Origin of the sequence: Streptomyces sp. NPDC088794, from assembly GCF_044750545.1 — a bacterium.
Lineage (GTDB): Bacteria > Actinomycetota > Actinomycetes > Streptomycetales > Streptomycetaceae > Streptomyces.
This window is the reverse complement of record NZ_JBIVKB010000017.1, coordinates 15810-29519: the sequence shown is the minus strand read 5'-3', so window position 1 is coordinate 29519 and position 13710 is coordinate 15810. Positions and strand designations below refer to the sequence as shown.

Genomic DNA, 13710 nt, shown 5'->3' with positions numbered 1-13710 from the left:
CCTCCCTCGCTGGTTCGCGGCCCGCCCCGCCCGGAGGCACGTCGGCATCGTCAGCCGACCGCCTCCTCCGCCCGCCATCCCCGCAGCACCCCGTCCACCGCCGCCCCGATCCGCCGGCGCGCCTCGTGTCGTGGCACTCCGCTCATCAGCAACTGGTCGTACGGCGTGTCCACGTGTCGTACGGACGCCACGACCGCCGACATCACCGCCCCCTCGGACAGTGCCCGCCCCGCCGCGCTCCGGCCCACGCGCCCGCTGCCCCGTGCCGACGCGTGGCCGGCGATCTCCCGCGCCCGCTCCGCCGGGCACTCGGGAAACAGTCGCCGTATCTCCGCCGCGAACGCCTCCGCGAACCGTTCGTCCTCGGCCGACCGCCGTCGCGCGTCCCGTGTCCGGCGCCGCCGTCTTGCCTCCGCGTCTGCCAGGCACCGTTCCTCGGCCCGGGCGAGCCCCGCCTCCTCGACCAGGACGCCCTGCCGTTCGTACCGGCTCCTGCGCCGGTTGAACCGCACCACGACCGCCGAAAGCCCGCTCTCCTCCCGCGACCGGCGCGTCAGCGCGGTGTCGCCGCGCGGCAGGAACACCAGATGCCCGAGGTCGGCACAGTCCAGACACCTCGGCGTCCCCTCTTCCAGCATCAGCAGCGCCAACGGTCCCGCCTGACACTCCGCGCAGTGCCGTCTCCTGAGCGGCTGGATGACGAGAAGTCCGGTGCGGTGCGGGGGAGTTGCGAGACGCGCCATACGTATGTCATTCCCCCGGACCGGTCCGTGACCCCGCCCCGCGGGCCCGTGCCGCTCGCTCCGGCCGTGGGCCGCCGCACCGCACCCGGCGACTGGCGCATCATGGGCCGTGTGCGACTCGAAGCGATCACCTGGGACCGGCTCGGCGACCTCCTCGCCGAGCGCCTGCTCGATCTGAAGCCGGCCGACGGCAGCCCCTGGCCGCGTATCGCCTTCGACGGCGCCCCGGCGGCCCGGCCGGGAGAACTCGCCGCACGCGTGGGACAGGCGCTGCGCATCCACGGCCGCCCCTCGCTGACCGTCGGCACGGAGGGCTTCCTGCGCCCGGCCTCGCTGCGCCTGGAGTACGGCCGTCACGACGTGGACGCCTACTACGACGGCTGGTTCGACACCGGCGCCCTGTGGCGCGAGGTCTTCGGCCCCCTCGAACCCGGCGGTGACGGACGCGTCCTGCCCGACCTCTGGGACCCGGTCACCGACCGCGCCACCCGCAGCCCCCACGTCCAACTCCCGCCCGGAGGCTTCCTGTTGCTCCACGGCCCCCTCCTGCTGCGCCACTGGTTCCCCTTCGACCTGACCGTCCACGTCCTCCTCACCCCCGGCGCCCTGCGCCGCCGCACCCCCGAAGCCGACCACTGGACCCTCCCCGCCTACGACCGCTACACCGACGAGACCGACCCCGCCACCACCGCCGACGTCCTGGTCCGCGCCGACGACCCACGCCATCCGGCATGGAGTGGGTGAGTCGGTGAGTCGGCGAATTGTTGAGTTTTTGAGCGGAGGATCGGGCTGGCTAATCGCTCCCATCGCTTTTCAATGCACGTGCATGTAATTACCTTGGCGTCATGACGATCTCCTTCAGCGAACCGGTCCGCGCCCTCCTCGACGGCAAGAACTTCGCCGGTGTCGCCACCCTCGGCCCCGACGGCGCCCCGCAGAACTCCGTGGTCTGGATCAAGCGCGAGGGTGACACCGTCCTCTTCTCCTCCACCGACGGGCGTCAGAAGGTGCGCAACCTCCGCCGCGACCCCCGTGTCAGCCTCTCGGTCTTCGACCTCGCCGACCCCTACACCTCGGTCGAGATCCGCGGCACCGCCGAGATCCTCCCGGACCCGGACAAGCGCCTCCCCTACGAGCTCTCGCACAAGTACCTCGGCATCGACCCGCCCGGCGAGAAGGACGACGAGGTGCGCGTGATCATCCGCATCGTCCCGCGGAAGATCGTGGGCTTCTCGGTCTGAGCGCCACCGTGCGCCCGACCGCGCGCTCGCCCGGTTCGGCCCCGCCGTTACCGCCCGGTTCCGGGTGCGTCCGTCCCGTCGCGCGGCGAGAATGTAGGGCGCCGGGACCAGCGGTGCTCCCCGCGCCGCGCCGGCCGCCCGGCATCAGGAGGTACTCCATGACCACCGCCGGAGACATCATGCACCGGGGCGCCCAGTGGATCCCCGCCCACGAGACGCTGGACCGCGCGGCCCAGCTGATGCGTGAGCTGAACGTCGGAGCCCTGCCCATCAGCGACGCGAACGAACGGCTCTGCGGCATCCTCACCGACCGGGACATCGTCGTCGGCTGTGTGGCCATGGGCCACGACCCGGCCAAGATCACCGCCGGCGAGATGGCCCAGGGCACCCCTCGCTGGATCGACTCGGGCGCCGACGTGGGCGACGTGCTCGAGGAGATGCAGAGCCACCAGATCCGCCGGCTCCCCGTCATCGAGAACAAGCGTCTGGTCGGCATGATCAGCGAGGCCGACCTCGCCCAGCATCTGACGGAGGAGCAGATCGCCTCCTGGGCGGAGAGCGTCTACGCCAGGACTGGCCCCCGCTGACCGGACCGTGGCCGCCGGCGGGTACCGCTGACGGTGCCCGCCGACCCTCTCCGTCTACCGTCCCCGCTGTCCCTCGCTGTCCGTCCCCGCTGCCCCCGCGGTGACCGCGTGCCTCAGAGCCAGCCGTTGCGCCGGAAGCCGCGGTACAGCACCAGGCACGACACGGATATCACGCCTATGACCAGCGGGTATCCGAACCTCCAGTGCAGCTCCGGCATGTGGTCGAAGTTCATGCCGTACACCCCGCAGACCATCGTCGGGACCGCGATCACCGCGGCCCAGGCGGTGATCTTGCGCATGTCCTCGTTCTGCGCGACCGTGACCTGCGCGAGGTGGGCCTGGAGGATCGAGTTGAGCAGTTCGTCGAAGGAGGCGATCTGCTCCTTCGCCCGCATGAGGTGGTCGAAGACGTCCCTGAAGTAGGCCTGTATCTCCGGGTCGACCACCCGGATCGGCCGGGTGGCGAGATCCTCGATCGGACGGGCGAGCGGCACCACCGCCCGCTTCAGCTCCAGCAGTTCGCGCTTCATCTGGTAGATCCGCCCGGGGTCGGCCCGCGCGCCGTTCTCCGCGAACACGTCCGTCTCGACCTGGTCGATGTCCGCCTGGACCGAGTCCGTGACGCTCAGATAGTCGTCGACCACGTGGTCCGCGATCGCGTGCAGCACCGCGGCCGGGCCCTTGGCGAGCTGCTGCGGGCTGGACTCCAGCTCCTCGCGCAGCGGGCCGAGCGAGCCGTGCCGGCCGTGCCGCACGGTGATCACGAAGTCCTCGCCGACGAAGACCATGATCTCGCCGGTGTCCACCACCTCGCTCGTCGCCGTCAGCTTCTCGTGCTCGACGTAGCAGACCGTCTTGAACACCGCGAACAGCGTCTCGCCGTAGCGCTCCAGCTTCGGGCGCTGATGGGCCTCGACCGCGTCCTCGACGGCCAGCGGGTGCAGGTCGAAGAGCTCGGCGATACCGGCGAACTCCCGGTCCGTCGGCTCGTGCAGCCCGAGCCACACGAATCCGTCGCGGTGCTTGCGCACCTGCTGCACGGTGTCGACCAGATCGCTGCCGCCGGGCACCCGCTCGCCGTCCCGGTAGGTCACGCAGTTCACCACGGAGGAGCCCAGCGGAGACCGGGCATGGTGGCTCAGGTCGACGCGGGGGCGCCGCCTGGCCAGCCGTGCCACCTTGCGGAGGCCGCCGACCCTGCCGAGGCTCGTGACCTTCCGCAGATTCCCTGCCATGGACATTTGGATCTCCTTGCGTGGATCTCCCCGGAACTGACGCACGGAACAACGGCCCGCGCCGTGTTCCTTCGCCTCGGTCGGCCAGTTTGCCAGGTCGGCGTGAGCGACGGGTAAGCCTGTGGGAACAGAATGTTCCGCTTTGTTCCCGCCTGTGGACGAAGGGTTTGCACGCGTCGTCCGCTTCCGGCGAGCCGGGCAACTGGGATGATCGCGGCATGACGCGAACCGAGGGGTATCTCCTCACCAACCGGCAGTCCGAGGCCCAGGAGCGCTTCGACGCCTTCGCCGCCCTCTTCGACCCCACGACCTTCCGCCACCTCGAGCGGTTCGGCATCGGACCCGGCTGGCGCTGCTGGGAGGTCGGTGCCGGCGGCACCTCCGTGGTGTCCTGGCTGGCGAAGAAGGTCGGCCCCACCGGCAAGGTCGTCGCGACCGACATCGACACCTCCCGGCTGACCCCGGCCGCCCGTCCGCCGGTGGCGGTCCGCGTCCATGACGTCGGCGCCGAGGAACCGCCGGGGGAGGGCTTCGACCTGGTGCACGCCCGGCTCGTCCTGGTCCATGTGCCGGACCGGGAACGGGCGTTGCACTCGATGATCAAGGCCCTGCGCCCCGGCGGACACCTCCTGATCGAGGACGCCGACCCCGCCCTCCAGCCCCTGACCAGCCCCGACGAGCACGGTCCCGAGGAACAGCTCGCCAACCGGCTGCGGCAGGGCTTCCGCGAACTCCTCGCCGAGCGGGGCGCCGACCTCTCCTACGGCCGCACACTCCCGCGGCTGCTCCGCGAGGCCGGACTGCGCCGCGTCGAGGCCGACGCCTACTTCCCGCTCACCTCACCGGCCTGTACGGCACTGGAATCCGCGACGGTCCGCCAGATCCGCGAGCAACTCGTCACCGCCGGCATCGCCACCGACGAGGACATCGACCGCCACCTCGCCAATGTCGCGGCCGGCGACATGGACCTGGCGACGGCACCGATGATCTCGGCGTGGGGGCGCAAGGCATAGGAAGAGAAGGGGAGTTGGGCGGTCAGGGGGCCCGCCCGCACTCTCATGGCTGGCTCCGCCGCCCTCGCCGCCTGGCTCCGCCGCCCTCGCCCTCACGGCCTCAGCTCCTCCGGCTCTCGCCCCGCCCCCTTTACTCCCGCCCGCCCTCACCCCGCCCCGGCGGTCGCCCGCCCACGCGCTCGACCGCCAGCGCCCCCGCCCGGCACCCCTCGCGCGCCGCGTCCTCGGGTTCGGCACCCGTGAGCAGCGTGGCGAGGAACGCGCCGGTGAAGGCGTCTCCCGCCCCTGTGGTGTCCCGGGGTGTGGCCGGCGTCGCGGGGACCTGGGCGCGCACCGCTCCGGAGCGGGCGACCAACGCGCCCTCCGCGCCCTGCTTGGCGATCACCAGCGGGGCGTACCGGCTCAGTTTCGCCGCCGCGTCGGCCGGGTCGGGCAACCCCGTGAGCAGGCAGGCCTCGTCCCGGCTGGGCAGCAGGACGTCCACCCCGGCGACGAGTTCGAGGAAACGGTCGACGCCCAGTTCCACGAGGAAACCCGCCGATGCGGGATCCAGGCTCACCGGCACACCACGCGCGCGTGCCGACTCCAGGGCCGTCGCGACCAGGGCGCGGCTCGGTTCGGAGAACAACAGGTAGCCCGACAGGTGCAGTCGGGCCACGCCGTCGAGGAGCGCGTCCGACCAGTCGCCGGGATCGAAGCGCAGGGCGGCGCCGCTGTCGGTGAGGAACGTCCGCTCGGCCGAGGCACCCGTGTCGACCAGGCAGATCACCGTCCCGGTGGGCGCCTCCTCGTCGACGACGAGGAGGGGTCGTACCCCGCACGCGGTCAGTTCCCGCTCGTGCCAGGACGCCGCGTCCGTGCCCACCCGCCCGAGCAGCCGCACCTCGGGGCAGCCCCAATGCGCCGCCCAGCAGGCCACGTTGGCGCCCGCGCCGCCCGCCACCGTCCGGATCGCGGCAGCCGTGTCCGTCCCCGCGGAGAGCGGTCCCCGATGCCGGGCGACGACGTCGGTGACGACGTCCCCGACCACCAGCAGCGCCCCGCCGGGTGCCGTGGTCACGCCGCGGCCCGGGCCGCCGCGATCCGCGCCGCCAACCGCACGTTGCCGCGCACCGCCGCCAGGTTCGCGGTCAGCGAGGCCCCGTCCGTGTGCTCGACCAGGTAGCCGAGCAGGAACGGTGTGACGGCCTGGCCGGTGATGCCCTCCGCCTCGCACGCGTGCAGCGCGTCGGCGAGCACACGCGCGTGCAGTTCGGGATCGAGCTGCTCCTCCTCGGGCACGGGGTTGGCGACGATCAGCGCCGACTCGGGCCCGTCGAGCGCGTCCTGCGCCCGCATGACCGCCGCGACCTGCTCGGGGCTGTCCAGCGTCCACTCCACGGGATGCCCCGAGTCCGACAGGTAGAAGCCGGGGAAGCGGTCCGTGCCGTACCCGGCCACCGCGACGCCCAGCGTCTCCAGCCGTTGCAGGGTCGCGGGCACGTCCAGGATCGACTTCACACCGGCGCACACCACCGTGATCCGCGTCCGCGCCAGCAGCCCCAGGTCGGCCGACTCGTCCTGCGTCACCGTCCACTCCCGGTGCACACCGCCGAGACCGCCCGTCGCGAACACCCGCACGCCCGCGAGGGACGCCAGCAGCGCCGTCGCCGACACGGTGGTCGCGCCGCTCGCCCCGGAAGCCACCGCGAGCGGCAGGTCCCGATGGCCCAGCTTGCGGATCCCGTCCTCGTTGGCGACCCGCTCCAACTGCTCCTTGTCGAGCCCGACCCGGGGCTGTCCGTCGAGCACCGCGATCGTCGCGGGAACGGCACCCTCCCGCCGTACGACGTCCTCCAGTTCCAGCGCCACCTGCAGATTGCGCGGGCGCGGCAGCCCGTGCGCGATGATCGTGGACTCCAGGGCCACCACGGGTCGACGCGCGTCGATCGCCTCCCGCACTTCTTCGGACACCACCAGCACCACGCGCCTCACTCCTGTCATCGGTTCTTCCCTCATCTCTGGCAGGCGACGGAGCCGGTCAAACACTTGCGGCCTGTGGGGGACGACACCAGCCTGAGGGGCATGACGGACAACACGACACGTCTCGACCACGTGGTCCTGTGGGTGACCGACCCGGTCGCCTCGGCCGACTTCTACGACAAGGCGGTCGGCCTGCACCCCGTGCGGCTGACCGAGTTCACCGAGGGCAGCATCCCGTTCCCCTCCGTACGGCTCAACGACGAGACCATCATCGACCTCATGCCCCACTCCATGGCGGAACGCATGAAGATGCTCCCCGGCGCCACCGACAGCTCGGGCCACCCCGTGAACCACGTCTGCCTGGCCCTGCCCGCCGAGCACTTCGACACCCTCCGCAGCCGCCTGGAGGAACGCGCCGTCCCCGTCTCGAAGATCTCCTACGACTCCTTCGGCGCCCGCGGGAACGCCACCCGCAGCTTCTATTTCCGCGACCCGGACGGGAACGTCTTCGAAGCCCGGCACTACGACCAGCGGCGGCCATGAACGACAGCCTCAGGCTGCGGCGCTGAAAAGGGTGCCCACGCGCGCGTGGCGCATGGGCACCCTCAGTGTTCACGGACGCACGGGTTCACGGACTCAGACGGGCCGTACGCCCCTCAGCGCCCCGTGCGGATCGAGCACGTACTTGCGGCTGGCGCCCTGGTCGAACTCGGCGTAGCCGCGCGGCGCGTCGTCCAGGCCGACCACGGTCGCGTTGACCGCCTTGGCGATGTGCACGCGCCCGTGCCGGATCGCCTGCATCAGACCCCGGTGGTACTTCATCACCGGGCACTGACCGGTGGTGAACTGGTGGCTCTTGGCCCAGCCGAGGCCGAGCCGCACCTTCAATGTCCCGGACTTGGCGTCCTCGTCGACCCCGCCGGGGTCGTCGGTGACGTAGAGCCCGGGGATGCCCAGCGCACCGCCCGCGCGCGTGATGCCCATCAGCGAGTTCAGCACCGTCGCCGGCGCCTCCGGGGCGTCCGGACCGTGGGCCCGGGCCTCGAAGCCGACCGCGTCGACCGCGGCGTCCACCTCGGGCTCCCCGAGGATCTGCGCGATCTGCTCCTCGATGGAGCCCTGCGCGACATCGACGGTCTCACAGCCGAAACTCCGCGCCTGGGCGAGGCGTTCGGCGTTGAGGTCGCCCACGATGACGACGGCGGCGCCCAGCAACTGCGCCGACGCGGCCGCAGCCAGACCCACCGGCCCGGCCCCGGCGACGTACACCGTCGAGCCCACGCCGGCGCCCGAGGACACCACACCGTGGAAGCCGGTCGGGAAGATGTCCGACAGCATGGTGAGGTCGAGCAGCTTCTCGCGCGCCTCGTCCCGGTCCGGGAACCTCAACAGGTTGAAGTCCGCGTACGGGATCATGGCGTACTCGGCCTGGCCACCGACCCAGCCGCCCATGTCCACGTACCCGTAAGCCGCCCCGGGGCGGGCCGGGTTGACGTTCAGGCAGATGCCGGTCTTGCCCTCCTTGCAGTTGCGGCAGCGGCCGCAGGCGATGTTGAACGGTACGGAGACGATGTCGCCGACGTCGATGAACTCGACGTCCGGACCTCGTTCGACGACCTCTCCGGTGATCTCGTGTCCGAGGACCAGCCCTTCGGGCGCGGTCGTCCGCCCGCGCACCATGTGCTGGTCGCTTCCACAGATGTTGCTGGCGAGCACCTTGAGGATCACACCGTGCCGGCACTTGCGGCCGACGTTGTCGGGTGCGACCCCGGGCCCGTCCTGGAGTTCAAGCGTCGGGTAGTCGATGGTCCTGACTTCCACCGCGCCCGGCTTGAGATATGCGACTGCCCTGTTTCCGCTCATGCGTGATCGCCGTCCCTTCGGCTCCGATTTGCGGATGCCTGTGGCTGTACGCACGGCGGAGTCTGCTACCGCCCCCGGCTTCCGGCCACCCTTCGCGGGGCCCGTCTCGCCGTCGTCTCGAAACAGCGCTTCGAGAGCGGAGATCCCAGAGGAGAGATCTCGGAGCACCGATCTCGGAGCACCGCTCTCAGAACAGCGGCTGGGGCAGGACGCCCTCCAGCGCGAGCAGTTGGCGCTTGGTCTCCAGGCCGCCCCCGAAACCCCCGATGCCGCCGTCGCTCTCCACCACCCGGTGGCAGGCCACGACGATCGGCAGCGGGTTGGAGCCCATCGCCGTCCCCACCGCCTGGGCCGCGCCCGGCTGCCCCACCCGCCGGGCCAGGTCCCCGTAGCCGACGACGTGTCCGTACTTGACGCCGGACGCCAGCTCGCGCAGCACCTGGCGGTTGAAGCCGGAGATCAGCGACCAGTCCAGCGGCAGCTCGAAGTCCTGCCGCTCGCCCGCGAAGTACGCCTCGAACTGCGCTATCGCCTCGGCCAGCAGCGGTGATCCGGGGTCCTCGACGGGCTCGCTGCCGAGCCGTGACGCGAGTCGGCCGAGCGCCTGGTCCCGCACCGCGTCCGTGGCGTGGAAGACCACGTTGACCAGGCCCTCCCGGGTCGCGGCCAGCAGCAGCGGACCGATCCCGCTGCCGACCACCGCCCACACGACCCGCTGCTCGTACTGCCCATGGCTGTCCATGCGCCCACCGTACGACCCGTCACTGACAACGCCCCGGCAGCGGACGCCCGGCCGGCGCCGGCTCCCCGGTGCGGGCCGGATTCACCGCTCGCGCAGTGCCTCCTGGACCACGTCGGGCTTGTTGCTGATGACGCCGTCGACGCCGTAGTGGGTCACTCTCAGGGCGGTCGCCGCGTCGTCGACGGTCCAGGCGAAGACCGCGAGCGGTCTGCCGTGCGGCCCGGTGAAGGCGTGGGCGGCGGAGACGTAATCGGCCGAGATCGAGGCGTACGAGGGGTTGATCCCGTCGGTGAAGGCCGCGTACCCGGGGAGGTCCGCCACCGGCGGCGTCCCGAGGAAGGCCGTTCTGACGCCGGGCGCGAGGTCGTGGACGGTCCGGATGCTGTCCGCGCCGAAGCTCTGCACGATCAGCCGGCCCGCCAGATGCGGCTGATCCAGCCAGCCCTCGTTCCCGAGCAGTTTCAGGGTCTGCTGCTCGATCCCCGGGTACAGCTCCGGATTCTTGATCTCCAGGAGCAGATTCCGGTCCTTGTCCTCCACCCGGCGCATGTACTGCTCCAGGGTGGGCACGCGCACCCCTGCGAAACGGGGGGCGAACCAGCTCCCCGCGTCCAGGCGGACGATCTCCGCCGCGGTGAAGTCCTTCACCTTCCACGGAGCGCGGCCGGGGAAGACCTCCTCCACGTCGGTCGTGCGCCGCAGGCTGTCGTCGTGGATCACGACGAGCTCGCCGTCCTTCGTGCGTTGGACGTCGTTCTCGACCCAGTCGACGCCCAGCCCGGCCGCCGCGTCGACGGCGGCCAGGGTGTTCTCCGGAGCGAGGGCGGAGGCACCTCGGTGGGCGACGACGGAGGGCGGCTCGCGCACGGCGCCCGCACGGGCGTCGGAGGTGGGCAGCAGCAGGGTCGCGGCCCCCAGGAACGCGGCGGTGAGGGCGGCGACCACGCGCGCGTACATGCGTACTCCTCGCGTCGAGAGATCACGGACAGATCAACTGTGACAGCAGAGGGTGATGATCGGCGCGGTGCACAATGACCACACATTGAATGGAGTTGTCCAAGCCCGCTCACCAGGGCCGCACAACTGGGGCAACGACGTGTTTCTTTGCCCGAAAGTCGTTCGACCATTCCGGTGGGGGTCATACTCTCTGCGTCAACCCTGGCCGCTCGGGCGGTCCTGGGAGGGGGCGCATTTCGGGGATTCAGCGACACAAGAGGGCGGGAAGGACAGCCGCGCATGCAAGGCACGGTCGACGGATTCAGGTACGGACTCGTCACACCGCTGGTGGCCTATCTCATGGCCTGCCTGGGCGGGGCTCTGGGCCTTCGCTGCACCACCAGATCCATGATCGTCCCGGGTTCCTGGCGCCCCGGCTGGCTCGCCCTCGGCTCGGCGGCCATCGGCTCCGGCATATGGACCATGCACTTCGTCGCCATGATGGGCTTCACGGTCGAACAGGCGCCGATCCACTACGACAAGCCGATGACGTTCGCCAGCCTCGCCGTCGCCGTCGTCATGGTGGGCGTCGGGATCTTCATAGTCGGCTACAAGGGCGCGTCCGGAGCGGCCCTGTTCACCGGAGGCACCATCACCGGTCTGGGCATCGCCTCCATGCACTACCTGGGCATGGCCGGTATGCACCTGGACGGAACCCTCCAGTACAACACCCTCACCGTCGCCGCCTCCGTCGTCGTCGCGATGGCCGCCGCCACCGCCGCGCTCTGGGCGGCCGGACAGGTCAAGGGCATCCTGTGGAGCGTGGGCGCCAGTCTCGTCATGGGGCTCGCCGTCACCGGCATGCACTACCTGGGCATGGCCGCCCTCAGCGTCCACCTGCACACCACGAGCGACCCCACCACCGGCGACTCGACCACGGGCCTGCTCGCGCTCATGCTGGTCGGTCCGCTGGCCTTCCTGCTGCTCGCCGGCGTGGTCGTGCTCTTCGACCCGCTGATGGTCGCGAAACCCGCCTGGACCCCCGTCGAACACAAGCCGGGCGTCCCGGCCCACCCCCACCCCGACATCCACCACCCGGGCCACCACTCGTCGCCGCGGGTCCGCCGCCACACGAGCGAACGCGGCTCACGCACCCCGCAGAACCGCTGATCCGACCGCGTTGTCAGTGGCGGGTCGTACGGTTGGTGTCATGCGGCCCGTTTCCCACATCGAACGCACGGTGGCGCCCTTCGAGGTCGTCAGCTCCTACCAGCCCAGCGGTGACCAGCCGGCGGCCATCGCCGAGCTGGCCAAGCGCGTCGAGGCCGGCGAGCGGGACGTCGTCCTGCTCGGCGCGACCGGCACCGGCAAGTCCGCCACCACCGCGTGGATGATCGAGCAGCTCCAGCGCCCCACCCTCGTCATGGCGCCGAACAAGACCCTGGCCGCCCAGCTGGCCAACGAGTTCCGCGAGCTGCTGCCGAACAACGCGGTCGAGTACTTCGTCTCGTACTACGACTACTACCAGCCCGAGGCCTACGTCCCCCAGTCGGACACCTACATCGAGAAGGACTCCTCGATCAACGAGGAGGTCGAGCGCCTGCGCCACTCCGCAACCAACTCGCTGCTCACCCGCCGCGACGTCGTCGTGGTCGCCTCGGTCTCCTGCATCTACGGCCTCGGTACTCCGCAGGAGTACGTGGACCGCATGGTCCCCCTCAAGGTCGGCGACGAGATCGACCGCGACCAGCTGCTGCGCCGCTTCGTGGACATCCAGTACACGCGCAACGACCTGGCCTTCACCCGGGGCACCTTCCGCGTCCGCGGCGACACCATCGAGATCTTCCCGGTCTACGAGGAACTGGCCGTCCGCATCGAGATGTTCGGCGACGAGATCGAGGCCCTGTCCACGCTCCACCCGCTCACCGGCGAGATCATCAGCGATGACGAGCACCTCTACATCTTCCCGGCCTCCCACTACATCGCCGGACCCGAGCGCCTGGAGCGGGCCGCCAACGACATCGAGAAGGAGCTCGGCGAGCGGCTGGCCGAGCTGGAGAAGCAGGGCAAGCTCCTGGAGGCCCAGCGCCTGCGCATGCGCACGACGTACGACCTGGAGATGCTCCGCCAGATCGGCTCCTGCTCCGGCGTCGAGAACTACTCGATGCACTTCGACGGCCGCGAGCCCGGCTCCCCGCCGAACACCCTGATCGACTACTTCCCGGACGACTTCCTGCTCGTCATCGACGAGTCCCACAACACCGTCCCGCAGATCGGCGCGATGTACGAGGGCGACGCCTCCCGCAAGCGCACCCTCGTCGACCACGGCTTCCGCCTGCCCTCCGCCCTGGACAACCGCCCACTGAAGTGGGAGGAGTTCCAGAAGCGCATCGGGCAGACGGTCTACCTGTCCGCGACCCCGGGCAAGTACGAGCTCTCGCGCGCGGACGGCGTCGTCGAGCAGATCATCCGCCCCACCGGCCTCATCGACCCCCAGGTCGTCGTCAAGCCCACCGAGGGCCAGATCGACGACCTGGTGCACGAGATCCGGGGGCGCGTCGAGAAGGACGAGCGCGTCCTGGTCACCACCCTCACCAAGAAGATGGCCGAGGACCTCACGGACTACTTCCTGGAGCTCGGCATCCAGGTCCGCTACCTGCACAGCGACGTCGACACCCTGCGCCGCGTGGAGCTGCTGCGCGAGCTGCGCTCCGGCGAGTTCGACGTGCTGGTCGGCATCAACCTCCTGCGTGAGGGTCTCGACCTGCCCGAGGTGTCCCTGGTGGCGATCCTCGACGCGGACAAGGAGGGCTTCCTGCGCTCCGGCACCTCCCTGATCCAGACCATCGGCCGCGCGGCACGCAACGTGTCGGGCGAGGTCCACATGTACGCCGACAAGATCACCCCGGCGATGGAGAAGGCCATCGAGGAGACCAACCGCCGCCGGGAGAAGCAGGTCGCGTACAACGAGGAGCGGGGCCTGGACCCCCAGCCGCTGCGCAAGAAGATCAACGACATCGTGGCGCAGATCGCCCGCGAGGACGTCGACACGGAGCAGCTGCTCGGCTCGGGCTACCGCAAGGGGAAGGACGGCAAGGGCGCCAAGGCACCCGTGCCCTCCCTCGGCGGCAAGGCGGCCGGCGGAAAGGCAGCCAAGGGCAAGGGCAAGGAGACGGTTCCCACCGACCGCCCCGCGGCCGAACTCGCCGACCAGATCGAGGAGATGACGGCACGGATGCGCGCCGCCGCCGCGGACCTCCAGTTCGAGATCGCGGCACGGCTGCGCGACGAGGTGTCCGAGATGAAGAAGGAACTCCGGCAGATGCGGGAGGCGGGCCTCGCCTGACCACGCCGTATCCCGGATGCGAACGCGCTGTGTTGCAAGACC

14 protein-coding genes are annotated in these 13710 nt (G+C 70.7%); 7 read left to right on the top strand and 7 right to left on the bottom strand.

Annotation, left to right across the window (positions count from 1 at the left end):
- Positions 1-50: 50 nt before the first annotated feature.
- A complete protein-coding gene (locus ACIP6U_RS37775) occupies positions 51-743 on the bottom strand; it encodes a DUF2293 domain-containing protein (RefSeq protein WP_401727226.1) in 693 nt (230 codons plus the stop codon).
- A gap of 102 nt (positions 744-845) precedes the next feature.
- Here ACIP6U_RS37775 and ACIP6U_RS37770 point away from each other — a divergent pair, with 102 nt between their 5' ends.
- The 3 genes from ACIP6U_RS37770 to ACIP6U_RS37760 all read left to right on the top strand — a co-directional run bounded on the left by ACIP6U_RS37770 (position 846) and on the right by ACIP6U_RS37760 (position 2571).
- Positions 846-1487, top strand: coding sequence for a uridine kinase (locus tag ACIP6U_RS37770; RefSeq protein WP_401727435.1), 642 nt, complete (start codon positions 846-848; stop codon positions 1485-1487).
- 101 nt (positions 1488-1588) lie between these two features.
- On the top strand, positions 1589-1984 hold the full coding sequence (locus tag ACIP6U_RS37765; protein ID WP_401727225.1) for a PPOX class F420-dependent oxidoreductase: 396 nt from the start codon (positions 1589-1591) through the stop codon (positions 1982-1984).
- Between the two features lie 158 nt (positions 1985-2142).
- Positions 2143-2571 carry a CBS domain-containing protein gene (locus ACIP6U_RS37760; protein WP_124004415.1) on the top strand — a complete coding sequence of 143 codons (429 nt, stop codon included), beginning with the start codon at positions 2143-2145 and terminating at the stop codon, positions 2569-2571.
- Between the two features lie 113 nt (positions 2572-2684).
- On the opposite strand, the gene ACIP6U_RS37755 is transcribed toward ACIP6U_RS37760, so the two are convergent.
- Positions 2685-3812 carry a magnesium and cobalt transport protein CorA gene (locus tag ACIP6U_RS37755; protein ID WP_401727224.1) on the bottom strand — a complete coding sequence of 376 codons (1128 nt, stop codon included), beginning with the start codon at positions 3810-3812 and terminating at the stop codon, positions 2685-2687.
- 212 nt (positions 3813-4024) lie between these two features.
- Here ACIP6U_RS37755 and ACIP6U_RS37750 point away from each other — a divergent pair, with 212 nt between their 5' ends.
- A complete protein-coding gene (locus ACIP6U_RS37750; RefSeq protein WP_401727223.1) occupies positions 4025-4819 on the top strand; it encodes a methyltransferase domain-containing protein in 795 nt (264 codons plus the stop codon).
- Positions 4820-4949: 130 nt separating this feature from the next.
- Here ACIP6U_RS37750 and ACIP6U_RS37745 read toward each other — a convergent pair whose 3' ends face one another.
- Together ACIP6U_RS37745 and ACIP6U_RS37740 are read right to left on the bottom strand one after the other, a co-directional pair.
- Entirely contained in the window at positions 4950-5879 is a 930-nt protein-coding gene (locus ACIP6U_RS37745) for a carbohydrate kinase family protein (RefSeq protein ID WP_401727222.1), read from the bottom strand.
- Positions 5876-6802: a pseudouridine-5'-phosphate glycosidase gene (locus ACIP6U_RS37740; protein ID WP_401727221.1), complete on the bottom strand. Its 927-nt coding sequence runs from the start codon at positions 6800-6802 to the stop codon at positions 5876-5878. Before ACIP6U_RS37740 ends, ACIP6U_RS37745 begins: the two co-directional genes overlap by 4 nt.
- Positions 6803-6883: 81 nt before the next feature.
- On the opposite strand from ACIP6U_RS37740, the gene ACIP6U_RS37735 reads away from it, so the two are divergent.
- Positions 6884-7324: a VOC family protein gene (locus ACIP6U_RS37735; RefSeq protein ID WP_401727220.1), complete on the top strand. Its 441-nt coding sequence runs from the start codon at positions 6884-6886 to the stop codon at positions 7322-7324.
- Positions 7325-7417: 93 nt separating this feature from the next.
- On the opposite strand, the gene fdhA is transcribed toward ACIP6U_RS37735, so the two are convergent.
- The 3 genes from fdhA to ACIP6U_RS37720 all read right to left on the bottom strand — a co-directional run bounded on the left by fdhA (position 7418) and on the right by ACIP6U_RS37720 (position 10343).
- Positions 7418-8644: a formaldehyde dehydrogenase, glutathione-independent gene (fdhA, locus tag ACIP6U_RS37730; protein ID WP_401727219.1), complete on the bottom strand. Its 1227-nt coding sequence runs from the start codon at positions 8642-8644 to the stop codon at positions 7418-7420.
- 187 nt (positions 8645-8831) lie between these two features.
- Positions 8832-9386 carry a methylated-DNA--[protein]-cysteine S-methyltransferase gene (locus ACIP6U_RS37725; RefSeq protein WP_401727218.1) on the bottom strand — a complete coding sequence of 185 codons (555 nt, stop codon included), beginning with the start codon at positions 9384-9386 and terminating at the stop codon, positions 8832-8834.
- A gap of 81 nt (positions 9387-9467) precedes the next feature.
- The gene (locus tag ACIP6U_RS37720; protein ID WP_401727217.1) at positions 9468-10343 is read right to left on the bottom strand and encodes a glycerophosphodiester phosphodiesterase; all 876 of its coding nucleotides are present in this window, start codon (positions 10341-10343) and stop codon (positions 9468-9470) included.
- Between the two features lie 279 nt (positions 10344-10622).
- Here ACIP6U_RS37720 and ACIP6U_RS37715 point away from each other — a divergent pair, with 279 nt between their 5' ends.
- A complete protein-coding gene (locus tag ACIP6U_RS37715; protein WP_401727216.1) occupies positions 10623-11492 on the top strand; it encodes an MHYT domain-containing protein in 870 nt (289 codons plus the stop codon).
- A gap of 40 nt (positions 11493-11532) precedes the next feature.
- On the top strand, positions 11533-13668 hold the full coding sequence (uvrB, locus tag ACIP6U_RS37710) for an excinuclease ABC subunit UvrB (RefSeq protein WP_401727215.1): 2136 nt from the start codon (positions 11533-11535) through the stop codon (positions 13666-13668).
- Positions 13669-13710: the final 42 nt, after the last annotated feature.